The 23,748-nt window shown below is 48.9% G+C and carries 24 protein-coding genes and 1 pseudogene; 6 read left to right on the top strand and 19 right to left on the bottom strand.

Features of this window, described 5'->3' with window-relative positions:
- Positions 1-3: 3 nt before the first annotated feature.
- The 19 genes from GA520_RS18680 to GA520_RS18590 all read right to left on the bottom strand — a co-directional run bounded on the left by GA520_RS18680 (position 4) and on the right by GA520_RS18590 (position 14,278).
- Positions 4-1,440 carry a conjugal transfer protein TraH gene (locus GA520_RS18680; RefSeq protein WP_163338757.1) on the bottom strand — a complete coding sequence of 479 codons (1,437 nt, stop codon included), beginning with the start codon at positions 1,438-1,440 and terminating at the stop codon, positions 4-6.
- Positions 1,425-2,366 carry a conjugal transfer protein TraF gene (locus tag GA520_RS18675; protein WP_163338756.1) on the bottom strand — a complete coding sequence of 314 codons (942 nt, stop codon included), beginning with the start codon at positions 2,364-2,366 and terminating at the stop codon, positions 1,425-1,427. Before GA520_RS18675 ends, GA520_RS18680 begins: the two co-directional genes overlap by 16 nt.
- On the bottom strand, positions 2,326-2,862 hold the full coding sequence (locus tag GA520_RS18670) for a S26 family signal peptidase (RefSeq protein WP_163338755.1): 537 nt from the start codon (positions 2,860-2,862) through the stop codon (positions 2,326-2,328). Before GA520_RS18670 ends, GA520_RS18675 begins: the two co-directional genes overlap by 41 nt.
- Positions 2,837-3,163: a hypothetical protein gene (locus tag GA520_RS18665; protein ID WP_163338754.1), complete on the bottom strand. Its 327-nt coding sequence runs from the start codon at positions 3,161-3,163 to the stop codon at positions 2,837-2,839. The genes GA520_RS18670 and GA520_RS18665 overlap by 26 nt, the downstream gene beginning before the upstream one ends.
- Positions 3,156-3,884 (bottom strand): TrbC family F-type conjugative pilus assembly protein, encoded by a 729-nt coding sequence (locus tag GA520_RS18660; RefSeq protein ID WP_240910183.1) that lies wholly within the window; start codon positions 3,882-3,884, stop codon positions 3,156-3,158. The genes GA520_RS18665 and GA520_RS18660 overlap by 8 nt, the downstream gene beginning before the upstream one ends.
- Positions 3,872-4,798, bottom strand: a complete 927-nt coding sequence (locus GA520_RS18655; RefSeq protein ID WP_163338752.1) for a TraU family protein — start codon at positions 4,796-4,798, stop codon at positions 3,872-3,874. The genes GA520_RS18660 and GA520_RS18655 overlap by 13 nt, the downstream gene beginning before the upstream one ends.
- Entirely contained in the window at positions 4,798-5,415 is a 618-nt protein-coding gene (locus GA520_RS18650) for a hypothetical protein (protein WP_163338751.1), read from the bottom strand. The genes GA520_RS18655 and GA520_RS18650 overlap by 1 nt, the downstream gene beginning before the upstream one ends.
- Positions 5,405-7,951 carry a TraC family protein gene (locus tag GA520_RS18645; protein ID WP_163338750.1) on the bottom strand — a complete coding sequence of 849 codons (2,547 nt, stop codon included), beginning with the start codon at positions 7,949-7,951 and terminating at the stop codon, positions 5,405-5,407. The genes GA520_RS18650 and GA520_RS18645 overlap by 11 nt, the downstream gene beginning before the upstream one ends.
- Positions 7,952-7,953: 2 nt before the next feature.
- The gene (locus tag GA520_RS18640) at positions 7,954-8,373 is read right to left on the bottom strand and encodes a TraV family lipoprotein (protein ID WP_163338749.1); all 420 of its coding nucleotides are present in this window, start codon (positions 8,371-8,373) and stop codon (positions 7,954-7,956) included.
- Complete coding sequence (locus GA520_RS18635; protein WP_205749304.1) at positions 8,360-9,514, bottom strand: TraB/VirB10 family protein; 1,155 nt, start codon at positions 9,512-9,514, stop codon at positions 8,360-8,362. Before GA520_RS18635 ends, GA520_RS18640 begins: the two co-directional genes overlap by 14 nt.
- Entirely contained in the window at positions 9,511-10,245 is a 735-nt protein-coding gene (locus GA520_RS18630; RefSeq protein ID WP_163338748.1) for a type-F conjugative transfer system secretin TraK, read from the bottom strand. The genes GA520_RS18635 and GA520_RS18630 overlap by 4 nt, the downstream gene beginning before the upstream one ends.
- Complete coding sequence (locus GA520_RS18625; protein ID WP_163338747.1) at positions 10,242-10,826, bottom strand: TraE/TraK family type IV conjugative transfer system protein; 585 nt, start codon at positions 10,824-10,826, stop codon at positions 10,242-10,244. Before GA520_RS18625 ends, GA520_RS18630 begins: the two co-directional genes overlap by 4 nt.
- Positions 10,823-11,104: a type IV conjugative transfer system protein TraL gene (gene traL, locus GA520_RS18620; RefSeq protein WP_205749303.1), complete on the bottom strand. Its 282-nt coding sequence runs from the start codon at positions 11,102-11,104 to the stop codon at positions 10,823-10,825. Before traL ends, GA520_RS18625 begins: the two co-directional genes overlap by 4 nt.
- Before the next feature lie 38 nt (positions 11,105-11,142).
- The gene (locus GA520_RS18615) at positions 11,143-11,457 is read right to left on the bottom strand and encodes a hypothetical protein (RefSeq protein WP_205749302.1); all 315 of its coding nucleotides are present in this window, start codon (positions 11,455-11,457) and stop codon (positions 11,143-11,145) included.
- The gene (locus GA520_RS18610; protein WP_163338746.1) at positions 11,454-12,131 is read right to left on the bottom strand and encodes an OmpA family protein; all 678 of its coding nucleotides are present in this window, start codon (positions 12,129-12,131) and stop codon (positions 11,454-11,456) included. The genes GA520_RS18615 and GA520_RS18610 overlap by 4 nt, the downstream gene beginning before the upstream one ends.
- 4 nt (positions 12,132-12,135) lie before the next feature.
- Positions 12,136-12,486 (bottom strand): hypothetical protein, encoded by a 351-nt coding sequence (locus GA520_RS18605; protein WP_163338745.1) that lies wholly within the window; start codon positions 12,484-12,486, stop codon positions 12,136-12,138.
- Between the two features lie 28 nt (positions 12,487-12,514).
- Positions 12,515-13,093 (bottom strand): sigma-70 family RNA polymerase sigma factor, encoded by a 579-nt coding sequence (locus tag GA520_RS18600; RefSeq protein WP_163338744.1) that lies wholly within the window; start codon positions 13,091-13,093, stop codon positions 12,515-12,517.
- 33 nt (positions 13,094-13,126) lie between these two features.
- The gene (gene trfA, locus GA520_RS18595; RefSeq protein WP_163338743.1) at positions 13,127-13,978 is read right to left on the bottom strand and encodes a plasmid replication initiator TrfA; all 852 of its coding nucleotides are present in this window, start codon (positions 13,976-13,978) and stop codon (positions 13,127-13,129) included.
- A gap of 72 nt (positions 13,979-14,050) precedes the next feature.
- Positions 14,051-14,278: a hypothetical protein gene (locus GA520_RS18590; RefSeq protein ID WP_163338742.1), complete on the bottom strand. Its 228-nt coding sequence runs from the start codon at positions 14,276-14,278 to the stop codon at positions 14,051-14,053.
- Between the two features lie 820 nt (positions 14,279-15,098).
- On the opposite strand from GA520_RS18590, the gene GA520_RS18585 reads away from it, so the two are divergent.
- From GA520_RS18585 to ptsG, 6 genes and pseudogenes are all read left to right on the top strand, one after another.
- Complete coding sequence (locus GA520_RS18585) at positions 15,099-15,326, top strand: hypothetical protein (RefSeq protein WP_163338741.1); 228 nt, start codon at positions 15,099-15,101, stop codon at positions 15,324-15,326.
- Positions 15,313-16,361 (top strand): annotated as a pseudogene (locus GA520_RS27250) (Fic family protein). Before GA520_RS18585 ends, GA520_RS27250 begins: the two are co-directional and overlap by 14 nt.
- Positions 16,362-17,017: 656 nt before the next feature.
- Entirely contained in the window at positions 17,018-17,899 is an 882-nt protein-coding gene (locus GA520_RS18575) for a DUF72 domain-containing protein (RefSeq protein WP_163338740.1), read from the top strand.
- A gap of 201 nt (positions 17,900-18,100) precedes the next feature.
- Complete coding sequence (locus GA520_RS18570; RefSeq protein ID WP_163338739.1) at positions 18,101-19,384, top strand: carbohydrate porin; 1,284 nt, start codon at positions 18,101-18,103, stop codon at positions 19,382-19,384.
- Positions 19,385-19,408: 24 nt separating this feature from the next.
- Entirely contained in the window at positions 19,409-21,934 is a 2,526-nt protein-coding gene (ptsP, locus tag GA520_RS18565) for a phosphoenolpyruvate--protein phosphotransferase (RefSeq protein ID WP_163338738.1), read from the top strand.
- A 4-nt stretch (positions 21,935-21,938) separates the two neighbouring features.
- Entirely contained in the window at positions 21,939-23,726 is a 1,788-nt protein-coding gene (gene ptsG / locus GA520_RS18560) for a PTS glucose transporter subunit IIBC (RefSeq protein ID WP_163338737.1), read from the top strand.
- The last annotated feature ends 22 nt before the right edge of the window (positions 23,727-23,748 follow it).

Here is a 23,748-nt window from a genome sequence, read left to right as displayed (position 1 = left end):
TAATCAAAGCTGCATTCGTGAAGCAATGTCTTTGCCGTATCTGCGGGTAATTTCGCTGACCATCTGGGTCTCGATCTTCTGCATATTTTCCATATAGGCCATGATGGTGGTTATCTCACCTGCAGCAGCGATATAGGCTTCCCTTGATGCTTCCTGCCTTTGTCGTATTCTTCCCAGCATAATGCCAAGGTCGGTATCGATGTGGCCGGCAAATACTGCGGGGTTGCAGTTCTCGGCAGGCTGTCCGCTGGCGGCTCCGGCCTTTTTCTCCAGCATCTCTTTGGCTTTTACCGCAATGGATTCTGCACGGATGTACAAGTCGGAGAGCATCTGCAGGCTGTATGCCTTGGCAGTGAGATCTGCCAGGCTGGTAACCATTGACTCCTTCATGTTACTGCCAATGGCGGTCTTGAGGATGGGTAGAGGTGATAGTGGTGTCGACTCCAGGAAATCCTGTTCCGTGGTGCTGAGGGCGGTTCTGGACTCTATCTTGGTGACGATGGCGTTTAAGGTGTCGGTCACATACTGGACCAGGTCCCTGTTAGCATCAGTGATCAGGGTACAGGTGCCGCCGGAATTTTTGGAATAGAGTATCCCTTCGGAGATTCCTTTGATATCGTCAGGGTTGTTCTGAGGGCAGGGACCTTCGTAGCTCACTTTATAGGCGCTGGCAGGTCCCTGAAGTGTGATATCACCAACCAGACCACGAATAAGATCGGTGTGGCCGGAAGGGATCCCCATGCTGGAACCAAGGTTGTCGAGCAAGGAACCGCCCGACAAGAAGGTGTTGCGGATATCTGCATTGCAGCCGCTGTTGATACGGGTGACATCTGCAGCCTGCGGTATGTTGTTATTGGTCTGGTCCTCCTTGGTGGCAATGTCCCACATCTCCGTGATACCCTGGGCCAGCTTGTTTTCCTTGATCGCAGTACCAAGCTTTTCCCGCATAACCTCTGATGAGTGGAAACCGTTTTCATCCATCACCACCCCGACCAGTCCCTGGGCGGTCGCACATTCCTCGATCTGCATGGAGTTGAGCTTGTCAGCAATGGCTTCAAAGTTCTTGACTGTGTTGGAGCACTGGGAGCAGAGGGTCTTTAAGCCAAGGTCAAAGGCAACAGCCGCGGCGTTGCTCAGGATCCCCTGCATCTTATCCACCAGGTAGTCGGAATTCATAAAAGACATGCCACCAAGGAACACATCGATTCCTCCACAGCCGGCTTTGATCCTGGGAGATTCAACGGTAATTGGATAATCGTTGGTGTTTGACCAGCGGGTGGAAAAACTTCCGGCTTGATAAAAGCCCCGTTCCTGGCCGTGAAAGTAGTTTGGGCCGCTTATGCTGCGCTGCTGCAGCCAATCATCAACCCATTCGGCATGGGTGGAGGTTGAGAAGAGGAGAAAGACGCTTGCTGCTACGAAGATTACTTTCCTTGCCATGGTTGCTTGCCCTCATTGTTTAGGATCGAGGTTGCGTCGAATGCCGAACCTTTCTGGAAGTCGTACATCAGGAAATTGTCATCCCTTGTTTCACCCTGCAGATAGCGGACTGCACGGTAGAGCTTACGCTCGAGTTCAGTGAGTGTGACAACTCCAACGGATACTGTCATATGTTCTTCCCTTCCTTTTTTTATGAGCAACAGGGTGGGAGTTGTTTCAATGTTGAACCTTGCGGCAACACCTGGTTGTCGGCTTATATCCACCGGCTTTATCGTCCAGCCGTATTTTTCCACGAAATAGGAGAGGATGCCGTTTTGTTTCTCACAGAAGCCACATGTGGGGCTGGTGAAATAGATCAGGGCATGGTTGTTCCTGGCATTTGAGATGGTTTGCCCGATCTCTTGATTCTGTATTTGCACTCTGGCAGTGACTCCCGGCCTGGATGTTGGATAGACCTGGTTGATATTGAACAGGTTTCCGTATTTCTGGGTCACGTACATTGCACTGTTAGTGTAGGCAAGGGCCTTTCTCCTCGCCACGTCCTGCATGACCAGGTACCGGAGAGTGTTCTCTTCCGTTGGAGCCTGGACTGCCAGGTTCTGGACATGATCAAGTAGCTGCTGGAAGTCATCGGGGTACATTTTCCACAAATCTTCCAGGCTCACTTGCTCGAGATTTGCTCCCCTGTATCTATTTTCCTGTTGTTGCGGGATCTGCTGAACCAGGCTTATTTTTTGTTCCTCATTCTCATCCGGTTCTGGTGGTGGGTCGTGATACCAGAACCAGCCTTCTTTTTGTTTTTCGTAAAATTGTGGATTTCCCTCACCCAGGGCATGACAACAGGTAGACAGAATTATCCAAAGTCCTGCTGCAAGTATGAACGTGCTACCATAACGGCAGAGCTTTTGAGAGAAATGCACTGTCATGGATCAGTCCGAAGTAACGAGAATCAAAGGAACGGGGATTTGTGCCCTTCATGAAAAAACGTCCCATTGGAATAGGGCCGTTGAAATCGAAGACGGGAAGCACATTGCCTTTACTGTCTTTTGTCAGGGCCTTGCCAAGCAGGTTTTGTTTGCAGAAAAAGACTCCATCAGCGTCCCTGGTTAAAAGATCTCCCGGGATGCAGCCAACCTCTTTGATCAAAACGTTGTTTTCTGTGAGCCCTTTGCGGATAAAGGGCGTGTGTTCTCCTTGTTGCACCCTGAACAGCAGATAGTCTCCATGCTTAATCCTGGTAGTATCCACCGGCACCTTGAAAAATATGCGGTGGTCAAGCGAGTCACTGGTGGCGATGATGATCCGCTGAGGGAGTACAAGCCCGGCGATAAGTCCGGTCAACAGGACAAGAACTATGCTTAGTTCCTTTTTGTTGAGCTGCCATAAGGGCCGCTTTTTATTTGAGGGTGAGTTCGTTCCCATTTTTCAGTACAACTTCTTTGAGAATGTAGATTTGATTTTTATGGAGATCTGCATCCTGGCTGATAAGGGTGTCCACCTGGTTGAGGTTGACCCTGAAATCAGCTTCTGTTATCTCACCGGCTGCCATAAGCGCTTTTTGTTGCCGAAAATACCCGCTCATATCCACTATTTTGATCTTTTGGGCGAAATACCTGTCATAACCATAGAAGGCCCCGGTTACGATGATCAGAACAATTACGATGACTTCTATGTAGCCAGGTGTTAATCGGGTATTTCCAGGTGCGGGTTCGCTTTCACTCATATTTCATTCCTTGCAGAGTGGTGACCAGGTGACTTAGGTGGGGGCTCTTTGCCTCCCGGTTAATCTGTTCCAGCAGGTAATCGAGTCCGGCATCTCCGGTTATTTTCCAGGCCTTTCCTTCTCGTTCATATACGACTGCAGGTGCCCGGGTAACATCATATTTGTCAAACAAGGAGGGCTGAATCCTGATTGGTACGTCGAATCGCTCACAGACCACTGGATTTTCCTGTTGCATCCGGTCAATACAGTTCCGGTCTTTTTGAGTAATCCGGGTCAGGTAGCGACCACGTTGACCCGGGACAAAACCTTTCATAAGTATGCTTATGCCTGGCTCCTCCAATCCTTCAATTGCTGCCAGGTATGTGTTGATCGTTTCATCAGGGATGGAGGATGAAATAAAGAGATACACCTTCTCGTTTTCTGACAGCTTGCCAGTGATAGGCGTGTCCTTTTCCTCTGCATCAGGAGTGTAATCTGCAAAAACTTCCTCTCTGATCCGCCGCTTTTCACACTGGAGTTTTTCTTGAAACTCAGGAGAATTGAATAAGCTTGCGCTTTCCTGGGCAGCCTTCATCCCCTCATCCTCATGTTTATTCGCCGGGATTTCTATCTTGGCAGCATCCTTTCTCGCCTGCTCCATAGCCTGCTGTACACTTTTCTCCAGTTCATCAGCCGCAGTGGGAACAGTTGACAGGAGAAGCATTATCATTATTCGCAGCACGTACAGCAAAATTGCCTCCTGTAAACAGTCCATAGGTATTGGTCATTGGGACCAAGGCCTCCGCCAACCATCGGAACATTGAGGCCGGAGTTGTAATAGGCGGAAGTGACACCAAAGGGCCAGGCCGGTGCTCGAACGCCAGGGCGAACCACATGGGTTTTGTAATGGCTTTTGACCCAGACCGGTGTATTCATACACCCACAAGGGGACTGGGCAGGGTCGCAAATCATGAAAACCCGATTGAGTTTGTAGATCAGGCGGGCAGCAGCGCTGTTGTTGGCCTGGGTTATTTCGTCATTCTGTATCGAGCCAGTCATTGGATAGGCCGAACCGCCTGAACCTATGCACCAGGGCATGAAATCGAGCGTGGCGCCAACATTTGTTGCCGTTGCATCGGCCATGCATGCCATCTGCATGACAGGATTTGCATAAAGCGCAGCTTCCGGGTGGATAAGCACGGACAACTCATCATTGTTCCATTGCACGTCATATTCGGATACCCAGAACGGGTAGTCATAGCGATTGCACATGAGCCAGCTTAAAAGCGGAATCGGATATGAATGCGCCTGGGCAAAATTGTTTTCATTGGCAATACTGACCGCGTCCTGGGTTGCATTTGTTCCTCCCAATTCATCGATAAGAGAACCGCCAAAAGATGATCCGATAAATGCGGAGTAGAAGGGGGTGCTGACGGTATCGACAGCAGCAAGTGGCTCCCAATACGTCCATATCTCACCTTCCTCGTAAAAGATCGGTGGTGGCCGGGGACAGATGCAAATTCCCAGAAAGGTCAGTTGAATTTCACTGTAATGGATATCTGTCATTGGATTGAAAGGCGTTCCTGCCTTTGACCAATTGCCGGCGGTGATGAGGAGTACCAGGAGAAGGGGGAGAATGAATGCTTGCGCTTTCATTAATTCTCCTCCTGAATCAGAAATTCCCTGACCTGGATGTGTTTATCTTTCTGCACGGCAACACATGGGACAGCTGCCAGTTGAAAACGATCGGAAACCTCTTGGTCCAGATAGAATACAGCCCGGTTAAGTTCAGATATTAATGACCGTGCATAGCCCCCGGATAGCATAAGCTTCATCTTGTGATTGGAAGAATAAGGGGACGCCTTGAACCATTTCACCTGAGCCGGATCAGCTCCGTCGATTACCACCAGGCCAATGGTCAAGGTCATATAGTCCAGGGGATTAAACGTGTACCCTTTGGGGTAGAGCACTTTACCGTCCTTGTCTGCCAGATCACGATCCAGGGTGTAGGTCATATCAACGCTGAATGAACGATCTTGCCTGGCCTTTGGTAGCAGTTGCAAGTTGGTTGGTTGATAGGCGTATAGTTTCTCCAGGTAGTCTGATTTTTGCTGTTTCCACTTGCTGACTGCTTCCTGTTTTATTTCAATCCGGACATCCGGCTCCACCACCGGATACACTGCCCCGGCAGGTTCAAGTTCAGTTATTGCCGGAGCTTTCACAGCAATAGCTAAAAAGGTAAAAATATAAAAAGATAACAAATTATATTTCACCTTGTTCCCTCAACATGACCATATGTCCAATGGCTTCGTGGTGTGTAAGCCCTTTCTCCACGAGTTGCTCAATCATGGCGATTTCAGCAGCCTTGGACGTGTAGATGAAGTAGGCGTAGTCATTAACGACCAGGCGGCTCACACCAAGTCCGAAGGGTGTGTCGAAGAAGATCTCAGAGTAGTACGGCGGATTGGATTTGAGTGATTTCAGGAGTTCCATGGTGAAGTCGTCATAGTCGATCAATTCCATACTCCTGGCTTGTGAAAAGTCGCCGGACTCGAGTAGGATCTTGAACTGTGAGTTTCCGTTAACAACCTTGCCCACCTCACCAAAGTTCATCAGGTCAAGCAAGGACTGGGTGACCACCATGAAACTGCCGTTGTATTTCCTGGCTCTGCGATAGCCTTCGTTGATCACAGGGGAGAGCATTGCTGCCTTGTCCAGGAATTGCCAGGCCTCTTCGAAGATCACGAGCCTGGGCCGTGAGCGGTCGGAAAGGTAAAGATCCTGGGTAACGGCATTAATAATGAGGAGGGTGACGACGCGGTACAGGTCAGGCTGGATTTTGAGATTTTCCAACTCGAGAACGACAAACTCATCTCTACGGATATCAAACGAAGAAGGGCCGGTAAAAAATTTGCCGTGAAAGCCGTGGGAAGTAAATTCCCGGATGTTGAAGGCTAGTTTTCTTGCTGATTCAATCAGCTGTTTGTTATCGGCTAATTCTTCGAGATCCGCGTTTTCCACCTCAGGAAATTTCATCAGGAAGGTGTAAACCGTATCTGCATCGGCCTCTTGACCTTTGACTTGCCAGGCCCACCTGACCGCGTTACGGATGAGGTTCATTTCGGTGTCATCGCATCTCTCCATATCCGAGTTGGAGTAGGCCATCTGAGCAAAAACAGCCGCTACGGATTTCAGCTCTTCATCCGGTTCCAGGATATAAGTGAAGGGATTGAGGCAGACATTGGTATCGGCTTGGAAATCGAGATATCTGGCTCCAAGCATACGGGCGATTTTCTGGTAACTGCCGCCGATATCGATGATCCGCACCATGGCGTTGGTGGAATAATAGTTAAAGGCGATATAGTTGATAAGAAAAGATTTGCCGGATCCGGACGTGGCGCAGCAGAGGACATTGTGATTGGCTGCTCCTTTGGCAAAGAAATCCAGGGAAACAAGCTGCCCTTTGCGACCGGTAAAGATCAGATTTGGGTTGCCTCCGGAACCGGAGAAGTCACCCTGGACGGGAAGAATCGAAGTGATCCCTCCCACGGGTGCAACAAAATCGCGTTCCAGGTTTTCAACGTTCCTGCCAGAAGTATACATGCAGAAGGGCAGGGAAGAGAGGAACAGGATTTTCAGGATCAGGTTATCCTTCTGCATAACATACCCCTGATTTTCCCATAAACGTCGAACCCGGGTCAGGGAGTCCCTGGCATGTTCGAGCTCATCGCTCCATACCCAGATGATCGGGATAACCTTTACAAACTTTTCTCCGCTCTCTAGTTGATCAGTTGCTTCCAGGAATTCTGCCTGCTTTCTCCTGAGTGTCGGGGAAAGTGAACCAACGGCTTGCTGGTTGAGCAGCAGGTTACACTTGCCATGGATTTTCATCTCCAGCCCTTTTTCGAAAATAATGTTAAAGGTGTAGAGAAAATCTGTCTTGATCTGGTCGGCATCGGAAACAACGCCCCAAATGCCGCCGAACAACGAATTCGTTTGCAGGGAGTTGACCTGCTTGGGGATGATTTTCGGAGTGGTACAGCAGAAGTAGTTATCACCAACGACCATATGATCCTTTTCTTCACGGATTGGGGTATCAGCGGTGATAATCTGTTTTCGCAGGGGAACCTGATCACTGTAGACACCGTGATTATTTTCCGGGTATCCGTCAGGGTAAGAATTGATCAGACGCCGTAGCAATTCGAGCAGTTCGTCAGGCCGCATGTGATACGGAGAAAGAAGAGCCGCTTTCAGGGTCTCGTTGACCTGGCGTTTGATCTCCATGAGAGGGGCAACTTTAGCCTGATCATGTAAGTCCTCGGGTTTGGGCATCCCCTGGCTGTTTGCAGGAATTGTCACGGCCACATAAAGCCTGAAATTCCGTACCGGGATATTGCTGCAGTTCCTGAGTCCTTTCTTGCCGGCCATCATGAAATCCACCACTTTGTCTGTGTTGGAACGGATGATCTCATCTGGCCTTGTCCTGCTTGCCCTATACCGGTCAAGGATAGGTTCTATGAACGAATCAGCATGGAAGGTGAGTTGAATAACGCTGTCTTTGGGAATACCAGCCCGGAAGAGACCTTCCAGGGCATTGATAGTTTTGGGACCTGCATAAACCAGCGGGTAGCATTCCCAGAGTATGCCCAGGCTATCATCCTGGTTGAGGTAGATCTCTGTCTGCTCGTCGTATGCCACGTAGTTCAGGAATGACGAGAACGGTGTTCTTCTCGTCATTTTCTCAAGATAGGACTGTTTCAAGTGGTCACGACCGCCGAGTCTGGAGTTTTGCAAAAAGTTGAGCAACATGGTTATTCCTGGGTTTCACTGATATCGCTGAGTATCCAGTCAGACTCCTCAACCTTGAGATATACGTAACGGGTCATGAAAAGTTCCCCACCTTCTCCTTCATAGGGCAGGAGTAACACGCGCATGATTTTTGGCGGCTGCAGGATAGGTTTTTGAGGCTCTTCCAGGAGACCGGTCACCATCTGGTAGCGCTGGTCAGGTTCACTGAAACCTGGTGTCGGCATCCCGGGTTGCAACGGCTCTTCAATATTCGGATATCTGGCCTCCTTGTACGCGCTGGGGGTATCAATGCATTTGCCTGTTTCATCACTGGCACGGCACTTAAAGTCTTCCTCGTATGGGTTGACTGCCTTTTCAAGTGGTGCACAGGCAGAAAGAGCGAGCAGTGTCACTATGGTTATCAATTGCTTAAATCGTTCCACTGTCGATCTCCCTTATCTGCAGGTCTTTCCCTTCAGAAATTACCACCGTGATTTCTTTTGTTGCCCCTACCTCAATGACAGGAGTGGTCTGTCGGGCAAGATCCAGGTAGAAGTCGCGCAGTGTGTCTGCACCCTCGGATAAGCCACCACCAATGGCATAGGGAACTATATCTTCACCATTTACGGTCTGGGTTGAACCAAGTGCAGAGGTAGAGGTTGTTGTTGAAGCCGCCTTGAGCCAATCTCCGACACCGCCGAAAATTCCGGCCACTGTTGCCCTGGCTGTTGCTGCTCCCATGCGTGAGACAACCCTTCCAGAGAGACCTACTTTGGAATCTGAGTCCGTCACAAATCCTTTCACAGTTTCATCAATGACGGCCTGGCCGTTTTTTGAAAGGCAGGAGAGAGAAGTCAGACGTACATCAGCACGCTCCTTATCGAGCCTGCCCACGGCTTCGGCAACCACAAAACAACCTTCTACGTCTCCTTTAATGTCGTTGGGCAGGACTGCCGGGGTCTGTATCCGGAGAAGCATAGGTTCAGGGTTGTTCTTGCCGGTCCCGCTGGTAGAAGCGTCGAAACCGGTCAGCAGGCTCGCCTCCATAAAAGAAGGCGGCAGGTAGACGGTTCTCCCTTTTTTTTTAGGATCTTCCAGGATCTCGTCCGCTTTGGGGTTCGACACGACCGCGATCTCACCGATAATTACCGGTTCGGGGTTGATCGCTGCTGGTGGTGGGGTAATCGGGAGTCTCCGGCCCGACCCGTTATCGGTGATTGGCAGAGGCCATTCGGCTACTGTTTGTGATGAGGGCGTAGGAGCCTTGGAAATTTCATCGGCACTTGGGATAACTGTCTTTTCAAGCCCCTGATTCTTGCGCTCAGCCATCTCCTGATCCTTTTTGAGATCGTTAAGCTCGTTCTTAAGTTTTTCCAGTTCCCGCCGTGTCTCCCGCAGTGTCGTCTTTTGAATGAGGTCCGGTTCGAGTGCTACGGATTTGGCACCCTGATCTCCAAGAAGATTCAAGGAACGTTTTGATCGGAGGTTATAGCCGACCATGATGAGGGTAAAAAGGATGATCCCGATGACAGCCCAGATGATCTGTTTTTTCTGCCGTGGTTCAAGCTTGTCAAAACCGCTCATAGACCACCCTCCTTCTTCTCAACCACAAATACCCTTGTGGATTCTCCGGGTTGCAGGGTGTGATCCTCAATGGTAATGGCAAGAATGGATGAGCTGATGTTCGAGCGTAGGAAATCTGTCTCTTTCACCCTGATGTCGCTCATAGCTGACGAAGTGATGTCATAGCGTTTCAGACGAAGCCCGACGCCTTCCACGTCAACATATTGCTGCAACAGGACGTCGAGATCAGGCCTGATAATGGCACTCTGCTCTGCCTCTGTCACCTTATAGCTGGAGGGATATTGGTCTCCATAGGCCTGGCGAATGATATGCAGGGCCTGTTTTTCCAGTGGCATGTTTTTGAACATAGCCACGTTCTGTTTGAACGAATCACCGGCAGGAGGGATCAGGCGAACCGTGGTGGACGGCATATCGGTTGGCTTGGTGATAATGGTATAGACGTTGCCGTCACAGACCAAGAACAGCTCGTTGTCCTCTTCTGCGTACTGCTTCTCGGTACCGACCTGAGTTATCTTGAATTTGATGAAAGCGTCGCTTTTTGAAAAATGACCGGTGATATCCTTCTCCTTGGAGTAAATCATGTCCTGCATGGTGCCGGGGCAGACAAAGCGGTTTACGTCACGGTTGGACACTTCAACCGCGGTCCGAACGTCCGGGGCTACCGATTGCGCTGCAAATCCGCTGGGTGCACAGATAAAGAGCAGATTCATTGCCGCATATAACTTCTTCATTTATTTTCCTTTTCCTGATCTGCTTCTATCTTTTTGGCTTTTTCCTGGATGGACAACACATAAAACCTGCCCTGGTCGATCCGGTATTTCACCAGATAGGTCCTGGTTGTGTTTTCCAGTGGAGTGTTGCCTGTGTACTGTACCAGCTGCCCGAAAAGCTCTATCACCGAGTCATCGAAGCTGATTTTTTCGAGGTAGAATGACGAGCTGACCAGTCCCTCTTCCGCCCGACCTGCCAGTGAATACCAACGCTCCGAAGCCTGGGGGAAAGATTCCGGGGCAAAATAGAAAAGTAGCTCTTCAAAGTTTTCCCTGGCGGTTGCGGGGGACCAGGTACCGGCGAGGTTCGCGATGGTCCGGCTGATGTCCCGTATATATTTCTCGTTTGGTTTACCCTGGATAAATTCGATCTCACTGGATAATTTGGGTGGGATCAGGATGGTACGCTGGTAATTAACCGCCCTATGGACCTGGAGTGAGTTGTAGCAGAACGCTATGGTCAGGCAGACAAGGCAGAATTTTAGCAGCCTGTTTTCGTCAAAGAGGGCGCTGGATTTTTGCAGGTAATCGGAGATTTTCATTCGTGGAACTCCTTTTCAAAATATTCCGGATAGTTTTTCATCTCCAGAAGCCCAAGCATATAAAGAATGTGTTTTAAAAATCCTCTGGCATGTTTTCGCTTGGTGCGGGTGTAAAACCATTGGATTGCGATGAATAGGATCCACATGAAGCCGCCGTAAATAAGGGCGAAGGTCAGGGTGAAAACAAAAATGATCAACTCGTCGAGTTCAAACCACAGCACCTGTATGGGTTTTCCCAGGTATTGGGGGAAACTTTTGTTCAACGCATTGTTACTCATCACTGGTCTTGACTATCTGGTTTACGAAATGCGTAGACTCAGCAGATAATCGCTCCAACAGTCTGGACAACGGCATCGGCCTTGAGCAAAAACGCACCTCCCAGAACCACTCCGGCTGCAGGTAACAGCATCTGGCGGATCGCCATAATCGCTGCGAAGACCATACAGGCAACCCCGCCGACAAAACCGATGGGGCCGAGCAGGATCTGGTTAACGCCGATGTCGTATAGATCGTAGGCGAATGATCCTGCTGCGGGGGTGGTCATGGCTAGGGCGTTGCCTGCAAACAGGAGCAAGGTGATCGCCAGTGCTGTAATGCGGGTATGTTTCCGATTTTGGGATGTAAGGCTCATTTGGTTTCCTCCTTGGTAGAGAATGTGGATTGCCCGGTTCGGGCAGAACTTGTTTCAAACGACGTGACTTCAACTCGACGGTTCAGAGGCGCATAGTGTTCACTGACCAGGTCCGTGGCCCCCTTGCCCTTGATTTTGGCAACTGTGTAGCCTTCTTTTTCAAGAAATCCTGCAACAGCTTTTGCACGTTCTTTCGACAGCCAGGCGTTGAACTCGACAGGTCCCATTGCGCAGGTGAACCCAGTGACCATCAAAGGTGCATTTTGGGGTATCTCGATCTCATGAATCTGAGAGAGCAAATTGCTCTGTTCGTCTAGGGTGATCTCTGCTCTGTCGATTTTGAAATGGACTGAAATTGGATTACTAAAAAGCGGACCAGGGGTAGGAGCTCCCTGAGTAAATTTTTCGGAAATGACCTTCTCTCCTGGGATTTGTTTTGAGGCAGTGGAAACGACAAAAGTTTCGGTGGAAATTACTTGGGCGAACGGTATCTGATAGCGATAAACTTCTTGTAGAATTTCCAGATCTGCTCCCAAAGATGTGGAAGGTAATGACAGGCTGATGGAGATAATTGTCATCAGTCCGGTGAGTATTCTTATGGCAGATATCCCACTCTCATTTTGAGTAATCAAAGAAACTATGTTTCTTTTTATTTGTTTGCCGGTTTTAAGCAATTTCTCAGGCCTCAGTTTTGCCGCTTTTCAGTAATTTATTTCTGTCGTTGTAGACTCTTCGACGCACACAGTAGAGACGCGATTTGTGTGTGTGGCTGAGGGTGAAACCAAAGGTGATCTCGACTTCATCAATGAGCTTTTTCATTGGTAATCGTTCCCCTTTCTCAAGGTTACTTAAGCGGCTGTATGCATACCGTTCCCATTTGGTTTCCAGGTCGGCTGAATTGATAAGTTGTTGTCTTCTTTTCCTGGAAAATTGACTGAGCTGTGCCCGTAAAATTTCTCTTTTGCCCCATGTCTTCTCGATCAGTTGCAACCCCAGGCGATCAGTCTCTGAAAGTGGGTTTTGAATCATTTTGTTCTGGACCATCCAACGCAGTATTTTATGCGAGAGCCGGGACTGTCCGGCATACGTTTCTATTTCCATTCTCAATCCGGGTTATTGCGTCATTGATAAGCCGCCTGACTCCCCTTGTGGAGATACCGAAATGCTCCCCAACCAGGTCGGTATTCACAGGTGACGGTTGACTGAGGATCCACTTCGCGACCTGTCTTTGACGGTTGGTCAGTGAAGCAAGCGCTGCGTCAATGACATCCTGGTCCAGCTCTTGGTGTAGTGTTTCTCCGTTATGGGGAACATTGATTATTTCGGGGTCTAGGATATCTACGACTTTAACCCCCATGGTCATCTGAATGCAGCGCGAGCGGAACACGACCCTGAAGTACTGAGCCATACAGGAGAGATCCTTTTCACTTTGAAACAGGCTGGAGATTGTCTGATAGGCCACGAGCAGGGCCTCGCTCTCCAGGTCGCGGAAGTTGCAACCCATGTATGGGAAGTACTGGGCAGCGACGCACTTAATAAGCACCGGGTTGGATTTTATCCATAGAGACGCGAGTGACCAGGTATCAGTGCGCTTTGCCGAGACTTGAACTCGTATTTCAGGATGCGCTGTTTGCATGTTTTGATGCTGCAGTGGAATAATTTTTTGAAATCATGATGGAAGTTTTGATGTTCGTTTAACCACATGAACCTTGTCTTTTTCGTCAATTTCCCAAGATTCAAGCAGATTGATGTTTACCAGCTCATGGAGTGCACGACGAAGTTTGCTGCGAAAATCAGAGAGTCTACCGTAGCTGGAACCACAGAGAAGTTTGAGTGTGTTCACCTTTATGGGGTATGGGGCTCTATGGCTGGCGTAGAATCCATGTAACCACTTGGCAAGGTCAGTCTTCAGCAGGCGTCGTTGCTGCCATTGCATCTGTGTCCAGCCTGCGTCAAAGAGTTTTGCCAGCTTCGGGTTGATCTTGAGCAGATAGCACCCCTCGTCGGAGCTGTAATAAAACTCATCCACCAACGATCCGGCGTAGGTGTAGGAGCTTTCGTTAAAATGATCTTTAACCTCAAAAGTTATTTCCACGGCAGATCCTGTTAGACGTCTGAATGAGTCCTTGAGCCATTCCCGTCCTGATTTTCCGCTCGTGCGGCCAATGGCTCTGAGAAATCCCTTGCCGGTGAATCGGGCATGGTCTTTGGTTGATTTCTCAAGGGAGACGAGATTCAGGGCATAGAGGAGGACATCGAAATCACCCTGGTCAAGTCGCCAGCCGGTATAGCGAATACTGATTCCCTTAACCGAAGCAAGCAGTTCACCTTTAACGGCTCTTCTGCGGCCTCTCTGAACAAGACCGAACAGGGCGGAGCGTAGGCAGATATTAGGGATACCCCGGACCTCCACAGGCCAGTCAGGCAGAGGCGGGTATCTGGTAGCCTCTTCAATTCTCTTTCTGACTGCAGGCGGAAAAAGGTCGAGTGCGTCAATTCTCTTACCATCTTTAAGCCTCATGTTTGAAATTAAGTAGTTTTCTCAGGCAGGAGTTCTGGTTTACTCTTACTTGATTTGAGCTCATTTTCAGCATTAGTCACTTTGCTCCGAATAGATAAACTCATGGACTTTCACCCGTAATTCATCTGGCTCTGGCCACATCCAGACATTTCTTTCAATACCGGTAGCAGCCTCCAGCTTTGGAGCAAGGTTACGGGGGCAGGGCTTTCTGCCCCAGATGATATGACTAAAAAAATCTGGCCCGATCCCAACCTGAGCAGCTATTGCCTTTTGAGTCGTATGCTTTTTCTTTGTCGTCATAGATAATAAAATTGCCTAACAAAGACCGATATGTCAATACAAAAAATGATTTTTATTCAACTTAACCATTTGATAATACATGATAAAATGACCATAAGGTCTATTGTTGACCTATAGTTCAATCAGTTCTTGTTGATTGGGAAACTCTATAATACAATCAGTTTCTAATAAAACTCTAACTGCATTCATCCACCTGCTGGAAAAGGATGTTAGTGGTACACATTTTTGACTGGTAGAAACTCAGGAATTGGATTGACGCTATTGAAGTGCGACAATCAGGGCGGAAAAAACTGCCACGGCTAAGGTAAAAATTGTGAAAGATGGTAGAATAAGTGACTGGAAAATTTCCTCGAGGATGATTGAGAATGGGCTCGAAAATAGCCTTTCAGGAGGGAATTTAATCAGCAAAATTTGAAAAATTTGAGGCCGAAATAAAATATTGCAAATTTCAGTATTTAGGTTTTGGGGGCCTTTTTGGGGGCTTTGTGTGCGGTTTTTAGAGTATCAAAGTCTTTAAAATCATTGTCATATCTTATCTGTTCGGTTCCCTGCATCGCCACCAGTTAAATAAAGGGGTTACAGCTAATAGGCTGTAACCCCTTTTGTCGTTTATGGGGTGCTGGTAGGCAAATGGTAGGCAGGTTCGAATATTTTAGTCATCAAGGAATCTTATGACCTCCAAAGCTAGTAAAATCACAAGCTCTAGTCTGTTCTCCCGCAGTTGTAACCGATTCCGGATTTATTAAGAAATTCCTACTGTATTTAATATTTCCGTATGGCAGTGCCTTTACGGCTACGTGCCGCATAAGGACTGAGAGAGATGAAAAGATCTCTCTACACCAAAAGCCATGGAAAAACCCTCCATCTCGCCCGTAGATACACTACCTTTCTTGAACTCCTCTTTGAACAGCAAGTTGTTACAAAAGTTTTTCTTGCAGTGATTGTTGATTCTTTTTCAACGGTCAAAATTGCACCTCCTCGTAAAGCAAAGAAGCTTGAATATAAGCTGAGTCCGAAGAAAATTGGGAAGAGTGATGAAGATATCTGAATACATTTCAGGAAAATACGAACAGCAGTACGAGTACAAGAGCTTTTTACCGGAGCGAATCAATCATGCTTGGCATGTGGATGAACCGGAGCTGGTAACTCTGCTCGATGATGCGAACAGGCTATTGGGTGAATTGAACGCTTTCTCGCAGCTCGTACCCGATGTCGATTTCTTTATTAAAATGCACATTACTAAGGAGGCGACTACCTCTAGCCGAATTGAAGGTACGCGTACCAATATGGAAGAGGCCTTTGTTGATGTGCAGATGTCGATCCGGAGCGAAGAGACGATTGGGAAGAGGTTCAGAATTACATAAAAGCTGTGAACTTCTCCATCGAACGACTTCAGACTTTGCCTCTCTCGACACGACTATTGCGAGAAACACATTAGGTACTGATGCAGGGAGTGAGAGGTGAGCAAAAGCTACCTGGCGAATTCCGTAAAAGCCAGAATTGGCTTGGCCCTAGCTTGAAGAATGCGGTGTTTATACCACCACACCATGAACATCTGGCAGAATTGATGACTGATCTGTAGAACTTCGTTCATAATGACGAAATCCATGTTCCACATCTTATCCGTGTTGGAATACTCCATTATCAGTTCGAAACCATACATCCGTTTCTCGATGGTAATGGATGCCTTGGGCGACTCTTGATTGCACTATATTTTGCAAACTTCAATCTGCTCCATAAACCAGCTCTGTATCTTTCCGATTACTTTGAAAGAAATAGGTTAGATTACTATGATCATTTGACACTAGCGCGATCAAAAAATGATATGTCAGTTTGGCTTCGATATTTTCTGATCGGAGTTCAAGATACCGCTGAACGGTCTATTGGTGTATTTAAATCGATTCTGGAACTGAAGGAGCGGATAGAGCGAGAGATTATGCCTCAGTTTCATGCTAGACGACAGACGAATACAGCAAGCTCACTGATTCTTGATTTTGAGGAATATGGCATTTTAAAGGAAATGACTGGTTATAAACGAAATCGGACTTTTGTGTTTTCTGAATATTTACAAATATTTTCTTAACATTGGTCTGTATAGGTGTTGAGTGACCTTTTAGTCAAGTTATAAAAACTGACATACCAGTGTTCAAGCTATTCGTATGTGAAAAAAAATCAGTACTGTGCTTGCTTTTGTACTCTGTAGCAAATTTGAAGGCGGTTATACTGTCCCCGCTATGTGCCCCGATTCGGTTAATACAACGTTCATCTGTCTTTCACCTCGATAATCCCTGGTTTAGCCACTCCCCACATTGATGTTGCCAGGTACAATGTCCTCACCGACAAGAAAATTGGAGGGGAGTTATCATATGACACCCCATCCTCATGTATTCTTCATGCTCAACGATGAAGCACTATCTGTTTCAGGGGTGTAAGAGCATGAATGACTGCAAACATCTCGAAAGAAGAACTACAACCGATTCTGCCGAAAGAGGCCGAAGACACTTACTGTGACCACGTGATAAAATTAATCCGTGCTGGAGACCTCAGGAGCTTTACACTTCATGAAGAGTAGACGTGTATTTTTCCGGGCTCAAATTATCAGACAATGAGATGGGAGCCCGGCATACAGTAAATACGAATAAGCTCATCTAGTTCACTCGAGTCGTGGAATCACGTAGTCGGGAGAAAATCATTGCCCTGATATTGCATCCGCTTGGACGATGATGAATAATAGTAAACATGGATATTCAAATTGGCACCTGCAGCTGGAAATACGAGTCATGGCAAGGTTTGGTTTACTCATCCGGGAAACCGGCCAATTATCTGCATGAGTACAGTCAGCACTACAGGACCGTTGAAGTTGATCAATGGTTCTGGAGTTTGTTCGCCGGTGACAAGGTAGTTCTTCCCAAGCCTGCCGTAGTCCGTGAATACGCTGCCTCAGTTCCCGGTGATTTTACCTTTTGCGTAAAAGCACCCAACAGCATTACTCTTACTCACCATTACAAGAAGGGCAAAGTCCCTGGACCATTACAGCCCAACCCTTACTTTCTATCTGTGGATTTGATGCATAGGTTCCTGGATAGCCTGGAACCGCTGCACCCAAAACTGGGGGCAGTTATTTTTCAGTTTGAATACCTCAATAAGCAGAAGATGCCAAGACCGGGCGAGTTCTTTGACCGGTTCGGCGAGTTTGCAGAACAGCTCCCATCCGACTTCCCATATTTCGTAGAACTCAGGAACGCAAAATGGTTAAACTCCCGGTACTTTGATTTCCTGGCAGAGAAGTGCCTCTACCATGTTTTCCTGCAAGGGTATTACATGCCGTCCATTTTTGACCTGTACCGGAAACATCGTGAAAAGATCCAGGGCAAATCGGTAATCAGACTACATGGCCCGGACCGGAAAGGTATTGAGGAACAGACCGGCAAAGATTGGAGCCGGATAGTTACTCCGAAGGACCAGGAGATTCGAAACCTGGTTGGGATGGTGGCCGACCTGCGATTACGACATGTCGAGCCGTGTGTCTACGTGAACAATCACTTTGAGGGTTCTGCGCCACGGACGATTGAGAAGATCCGACAGACAGCGGCTGAAAAATATCCCCTGGATGCAACTTGACAGACAATATCCTGTTATGTATTAAATAATTATTATCCCAAAGAAGTTCAGCTGCTGTGGTCTTACAGTGAATTCCAGGCGAGTGCTTCCGTCATATTCCTGGCCGTCCGGATAGCGTATTTTTTTCATTTATGGTAGGCGAACGGTTGTTACCGGGTACAGGTTGTTTTGATAATGGTTTGAACCTTCAAGGAGATCATTATGAAGATATTTCGCTGTTTATGCCGTGTCATTGTCATTGTGTCCTTTTGTTCTATCACTTTTGAGGCAGGTGCGGGAGAACTCTATTCATCCCAGGATTACATAGCGGGTGACTGGGGTGGGTACAGAACCAAACTCCATGATGCGGGAGTGCAGGTCGGGCTCAGTTATACTGCCGAACCCGCAGTACTCATTGCCGGGGGGTACGAATATGAGGATACGTATCTTCACAATATAAACATCGAAGTCCGCCTGGATCTCCAGAACCTCATTCATGTTCCCAATACTACTTTCCTGGCAAAATATTCCAGCAGGAGTGGTGATAACTTATCTGAAGAATATGTGGTACCTGGTTTGGCGGAAGACGGACGGTATGTTTATGGTGAATATTTTAACAAGAGCCAGGAAGCGTTTGGCGGCCAGACCACCAAGCTTGTCAACTTCCAGTTGACCACAACTCTTGGCGATAACTGGTCCATAGATTACGGAAGACTGGTCATGAATGATCTTTTCCTGCGTTCCGACCTGTACTGCAATTTCATGAACAATGCCATCTGCGGCAGCCCCAAAGGAGTATTTACTCCTTATGCCCTGAATGCCTATCCGGATGCCACTGCGGGTATCCATACCGCTATTAAAGCGGGAGATATGGTGGAGTTGAGGCTGGGTGTGTTTGACGGCGGCTGGATGGAGCAGGAAAGCAACGGCTGGGATTGGAGTCTTGGTGAGAACGGGGCCGCAGTTGCCGGTGAATTGCAGCTTTATTTTGATCGTGCAGCTGCCGGCGGTGCCCAGAAGGTCATCAAACTCGGTGCCAGTCATCACACCGGTGATTTTGCAAATATGAAAACGGGTGAAGTGACCGATGGACAAAACTCTGTCTGGTTGCTTGCTGACTGGATGCTCTTTCGAGAAGAGGGCAGTATGACGCAGGGACTTGCCGTTTTTGGGTCAATCGTTGCCAACAGTGACGATGAGATATCGGCCCTGCCGATGACTTATACCCTGGGTTTCATGTACGAGGGTTTGATTCCGTCAAGAGACCGTGACCGACTGGGGATGATGATCACCTATGCCGAGCATTCCGAATACAATACCTATACCCACGACTTTGTAAGTGGAAAAGAACGCGAAGCTGAAACCATTCTGGAAATCACCTACAATCTTGTTTTGGGCTACGGTGTGCAGCTGATGCCTTCCATGCAGTTTATTACCAATCCCAACGGCTCGGAGGATTTTTCCGATGTCACGGTTTTTGGTCTCAAATTCAACGTGAATTTATAACTTCACTTCAAGAGGAAGAAAGACATGGAGAAAGTTATTGTTAAGGCTCCGTTGTCGGGTGTCATATATCCCATTGAACAGGTACCCGATCCGGTATTTTCCCAGAAAATGGTGGGGGACGGTATTTCAATTGATCCGATTTCCAATGAACTGACAGCGCCACTTGGGGGGCAGGTGACCCAGCTGCACAGTGCCGGTCATGCGGTGACAATTACCCACAGTTCCGGGCTTGAGGTGATGCTGCATGTCGGTATTGATACGGTGGCGTTAAAGGGCAAAGGTTTCGACGCCCTGGTCGAGGAGGGACAGGCCGTACAGGCAGGTGACAAACTGATAGTGTTCGATCTCGATTACGTAGCCACCAATGCGAAAAGCCTTCTGACCCAGATCATCCTGACCAATGGAGAGATTATTGCCGGAGTTGAGAAGGCGGAGGGGAGGGCGGAAAGTGGTCAAACCGATCTTATGACGGTGACCATTGCTGAGGATGGCGGCTTGGAGGATGAGGGGGGCGGCGTTGAGAGTGTTTCCGAGGCTGTGATCATTCCCAACATGACAGGCCTGCATGCAAGGCCCGCAGCGGTGCTCGCAGGGTTGGCGAAGAAATTTGCGGCACGGATTGAACTGATAAAAGGCGAAGAGAGGGCCAATGCAAAGTCTGTAGTCGGTATCATGAAGCTCAATGTAGCCTATCGTGACAAAGTGCAGTTACGGGCAGTGGGGCCGGATGGTGAGGCGGCAGTCGCTGAAATCCTTCCTGAACTTCAGAGCGGACTGGGTGATGAAGGGACGGCACCGGTGATCTCACCAGCGTCAGTTGAGATTCCTGAAGAGATGACACCGGCCCAGGGCCCTAAGAGTGGGGACCCTGATCTCTTGCTTGGCGTAGCGGCAGCACCTGGTATTGCGGTGGGTACCGCAGTGAGGATACAGGAGGAACGTTTCGAGTACGAAGAAGAGGCGGAGGATTCTCACCGGGAAAATGTTCGTATCGATGCTGCTATCGAGGAGTCGAAAAACTATCTGGAAGCACTGCAGATGAACTTGCACATGCATTCGGATCCGGCGAAGGCTGCTATTTTTGCCGCTCATCGGGAGATACTCGATGATCCTGATTTGCTGGATATTACGCGAAGTCTGATCGCAAAAGGAAAGAGCGCTGAATACGCCTGGCAGAAGAGCTACTCTTCTTACGCGGATCAGCTCGCTGTCCTGAAAAACGAGGTACTTGCCGGCAGGGCAAATGATTTGCGAGATGTGGGGAAACGGGTCCTGAGAATTCTCACCGGTAAAGAGGCGGAAGAACTGCAACTGCCTGGAAGTGCCATACTCCTGGCCGAAGAGCTGACTCCATCCTTCACCGCTACTCTGGATACTGAAAAAGTGAAAGGATTCTGTACCACAACGGGTGGCGCAACCTCTCATGTTGCAATTCTAGCCAGGGCACTCGATATTGCAGCGGTGGCTGGAATAGAAGCCGCAATTCTTGAAATAGAAGACGGAACCCCGCTGATTCTGGATGGAAATAGAGGCACACTCAGGATTAACCCGTCCGATGAACTTCGGGAAGAGACCCTGTCCCGGCAGGCAGCCATTAAAGAGCAAAAGGAAAAAGATCTTGCAGCATCTGGTGAGCCTGCGGTGACCAAAGATGGAAAACGGCTTGAGGTGGTGGCCAATATCGGCGGGCTGGAGGGTGCGAGGGAGTCAATTAAGCTTGGTGGAGAAGGCGTCGGTCTGCTTCGTTCGGAATTTCTTTTTCTGGAGAGAACGACCGCACCGACTGAAGATGAGCAGTATGAAGTGTACCGAGACATATTGCTGGCACTCGACGGATATCCACTCATTGTCCGGACCTTGGATGTGGGTGGTGATAAACCGCTTCCCTATCTGCCCATGCCGGTGGAGGAGAATCCTTTTCTCGGCCAGAGAGGAATCCGTATTGGTCTCGAGAGGCCGGAAATCTTCAGGGCCCAGGCCCGTGCTGTTCTTCGTGCCGGAGCCCATGGCAGGATATGCATCATGTTTCCCATGATAGCGACTATACAGGAGCTGCGCGATGCCCGTGCCATGCTGGCGGAAGAGCAGGAGAAACTTGGTGTCGAACCTATAGAGGTCGGGATTATGATTGAGGTTCCGTCAACTGCTGTCATGGCGGAGCAGTTTGCCAGGGAGGTGGATTTTTTCTCTGTTGGCACGAATGACCTGACCCAGTACAGCCTTGCTATGGATCGAGGCCACCCAAAGCTTGCCGCCAAGATCGATGCCATGGATCCGGCTATTCTCCGGTTAATAGAGTTGGCGGTAAAAGGTGCACATCAGCACGGTAAATGGCTGGGGATCTGTGGAGGGCTGGCTTCCGACCCCGATGCGGTCCCTATTCTGATCGGTCTTGGTGTGGATGAGCTATCGGTTTCTGTGCCAGCCCTGCCGTCAATAAAAGCTGAGGTGAGAAAATGGACGGTGGCTGACTGCCAGCTCCTTGCCGAAAAGAGTCTGAATGCAATTTCCGGTTCGGAGGTTCGTGAACTGGTTGGAAACGCGAGGTAGAAAGATGATCAAAACATTATGGAATAACTCCTTTGCCTTCCTGCAGAAGATCGGCAAATCGCTCATGCTTCCCGTTGCCCTGCTGCCGGCGGCCGGTATCCTGCTCGGTGTCGGCAGTGCCGAGTTTGCGGTTTTTCCGGATATAGTCAACAATCTCATGAAGTCAGCAGGAGGTGCAATCTTTGGTAATCTGGCCCTCCTCTTTGCCCTGGGTGTGGCCCTGGGATTGACTAAAAACGATGGTGTCTCAGCCCTGTCAGCTGCCGTTGGCTATGCGGTCATGGTCGGCACTATGGGGGTTGCTGCCAACCTTCTGGGGCTTGAGACCCAGACCGTCATGGGGATGGAATCGATCGACACCGGGGTCTTCGGTGGAATTCTGGTGGGAGGTCTAGCGGCCTTCCTGTTTAATAAGTACTTCCGGATAAGCCTGCCGGCCTATCTTGGTTTTTTTGCAGGGAAGCGGTTTGTTCCCATCGTCACCGCGTTTTCTGCCATCGCCCTGGGCGTCCTGCTCAGTGTTATCTGGCCCCCGGTACAGAATGTTATCAATGTCTTGTCCGATTTTGCATCAACAGGAAATACAGCTCTTGCGGTGGCCATTTACGGGTTCGTAGAGAGATTGCTCATACCCTTCGGGTTGCACCATATCTGGAATGTCCCGTTCTTTTTTGAACTGGGTAGTTATACCACACCGGACGGTGAAGTGGTTCGGGGCGTTATCAATAGGTTCTTTGCCGGGGACAGGGAAGCTGGCATTCTTGCCGGTGGATTTGTCTTCAAGATGTTTGGTCTGCCCGCCGCGGCACTGGCCATGTATCACATGGCAAAACCGGAAAACAAGGTGAAGACCGGAGGTATCATGCTCTCCGCAGCTCTTACATCCTTTCTTACAGGCATTACGGAACCACTCGAGTTCGCCTTCATGTTTCTGGCACCGCTGCTCTATCTGGTCCACGCAGTACTGGTCTCCATTGCCTATGTCGTCACGTATCTTCTAGGCGTGCGTATGGGATATTCTTTTTCTCACGGGTTGATAGACTTTGTCCTGTTTTATGCGATCGATATTAAGCCGTGGTTGATCTTTATTCTGGGTCCCACCTTTGCATCAATCTATTATTTCCTGTTTCGTTTTGCTATCAAGCTTTTCGATCTGAAAACACCGGGCCGTGAAGATGCCGAAGCAGATATAGGGGAAGCCCGTGATGTTGCGGCGGACACCATGGCAAACCAACTGGTCCTGGCATTTGGCGGTCGGAGCAATATCGTCAGTCTGGATGCCTGTATCACCCGCCTGCGGGTTGAGGTGGCGGATATTGGTAAAGCCAGGCCGGACAAGTTGAAGGCCCTGGGAGCCGCTGGTGTGGTAATCGTAGGGACCGGGCTTCAGGCAATATTCGGTCCGCGCTCAGAGAACCTGATGACGGATATGAAGCTGTATATGGAAACTGCGGGGGATGAGGCTGAACTGACAGATCTCGATAAGCCTTCCGAGGTGAGTTATGAGGAGAAAGAAGTCAAGCCGAAACTTCGTGACCAGAATGCACCGCAGAAAGTGGCTGAGTGGCTCGCTGCACTGGGTGGGGCCGATAATGTTGCCATGGTCGAAATGTGTGCTCAGACCCGATTGCGGTTGAGGATTCGAGATCTCTCAGGTGTTAACGAAAGACTCCTGGCGGAAAAAGGAATCTGTGCGGTTGTGCATATAGATGATTCTGTATTACATCTCTTGACCGGTCTTAACGCCGATCAATATGCAGCGGAGATGAGTGGACAGATTGCGGGAAGGTGATTTCCTGGAAGGCCTTGTTGAA

Origin of the sequence: Desulfopila sp. IMCC35008, assembly GCF_010646885.2 — a bacterium.
Lineage (GTDB): Bacteria > Desulfobacterota > Desulfobulbia > Desulfobulbales > Desulfocapsaceae > Desulfopila.
Note: the sequence above shows the minus strand (reverse complement) of the source record. Positions and strands in the feature narration are given on the sequence as shown.

Excerpts from the sequence above, each read along its gene's own strand:
- GA520_RS18680 (WP_163338757.1), bottom strand. The coding sequence starts at position 1,440 with ATGGCAAGGAAAGTAATCTTCGTAGCAGCAAGCGTCTTTCTCCTCTTC.
- GA520_RS18675 (WP_163338756.1), bottom strand. The coding sequence starts at position 2,366 with ATGACAGTGCATTTCTCTCAAAAGCTCTGCCGTTATGGTAGCACGTTC.
- GA520_RS18670 (WP_163338755.1), bottom strand. The coding sequence starts at position 2,862 with ATGGGAACGAACTCACCCTCAAATAAAAAGCGGCCCTTATGGCAGCTC.
- GA520_RS18665 (WP_163338754.1), bottom strand. The coding sequence starts at position 3,163 with ATGAGTGAAAGCGAACCCGCACCTGGAAATACCCGATTAACACCTGGC.
- GA520_RS18655 (WP_163338752.1), bottom strand. The coding sequence starts at position 4,798 with ATGAAAGCGCAAGCATTCATTCTCCCCCTTCTCCTGGTACTCCTCATC.
- GA520_RS18645 (WP_163338750.1), bottom strand. The coding sequence starts at position 7,951 with ATGTTGCTCAACTTTTTGCAAAACTCCAGACTCGGCGGTCGTGACCAC.
- GA520_RS18635 (WP_205749304.1), bottom strand. The coding sequence starts at position 9,514 with ATGAGCGGTTTTGACAAGCTTGAACCACGGCAGAAAAAACAGATCATC.
- GA520_RS18630 (WP_163338748.1), bottom strand. The coding sequence starts at position 10,245 with ATGAAGAAGTTATATGCGGCAATGAATCTGCTCTTTATCTGTGCACCC.
- GA520_RS18625 (WP_163338747.1), bottom strand. The coding sequence starts at position 10,826 with ATGAAAATCTCCGATTACCTGCAAAAATCCAGCGCCCTCTTTGACGAA.
- traL (WP_205749303.1), bottom strand. The coding sequence starts at position 11,104 with ATGAGTAACAATGCGTTGAACAAAAGTTTCCCCCAATACCTGGGAAAA.
- GA520_RS18615 (WP_205749302.1), bottom strand. The coding sequence starts at position 11,457 with ATGAGCCTTACATCCCAAAATCGGAAACATACCCGCATTACAGCACTG.
- GA520_RS18605 (WP_163338745.1), bottom strand. The coding sequence starts at position 12,486 with ATGATTCAAAACCCACTTTCAGAGACTGATCGCCTGGGGTTGCAACTG.
- GA520_RS18600 (WP_163338744.1), bottom strand. The coding sequence starts at position 13,093 with ATGCAAACAGCGCATCCTGAAATACGAGTTCAAGTCTCGGCAAAGCGC.
- trfA (WP_163338743.1), bottom strand. The coding sequence starts at position 13,978 with ATGAGGCTTAAAGATGGTAAGAGAATTGACGCACTCGACCTTTTTCCG.
- GA520_RS18590 (WP_163338742.1), bottom strand. The coding sequence starts at position 14,278 with ATGACGACAAAGAAAAAGCATACGACTCAAAAGGCAATAGCTGCTCAG.
- GA520_RS18585 (WP_163338741.1), top strand. The coding sequence starts at position 15,099 with ATGAAAAGATCTCTCTACACCAAAAGCCATGGAAAAACCCTCCATCTC.
- GA520_RS18575 (WP_163338740.1), top strand. The coding sequence starts at position 17,018 with ATGGATATTCAAATTGGCACCTGCAGCTGGAAATACGAGTCATGGCAA.
- GA520_RS18570 (WP_163338739.1), top strand. The coding sequence starts at position 18,101 with ATGAAGATATTTCGCTGTTTATGCCGTGTCATTGTCATTGTGTCCTTT.
- ptsP (WP_163338738.1), top strand. The coding sequence starts at position 19,409 with ATGGAGAAAGTTATTGTTAAGGCTCCGTTGTCGGGTGTCATATATCCC.
- ptsG (WP_163338737.1), top strand. The coding sequence starts at position 21,939 with ATGATCAAAACATTATGGAATAACTCCTTTGCCTTCCTGCAGAAGATC.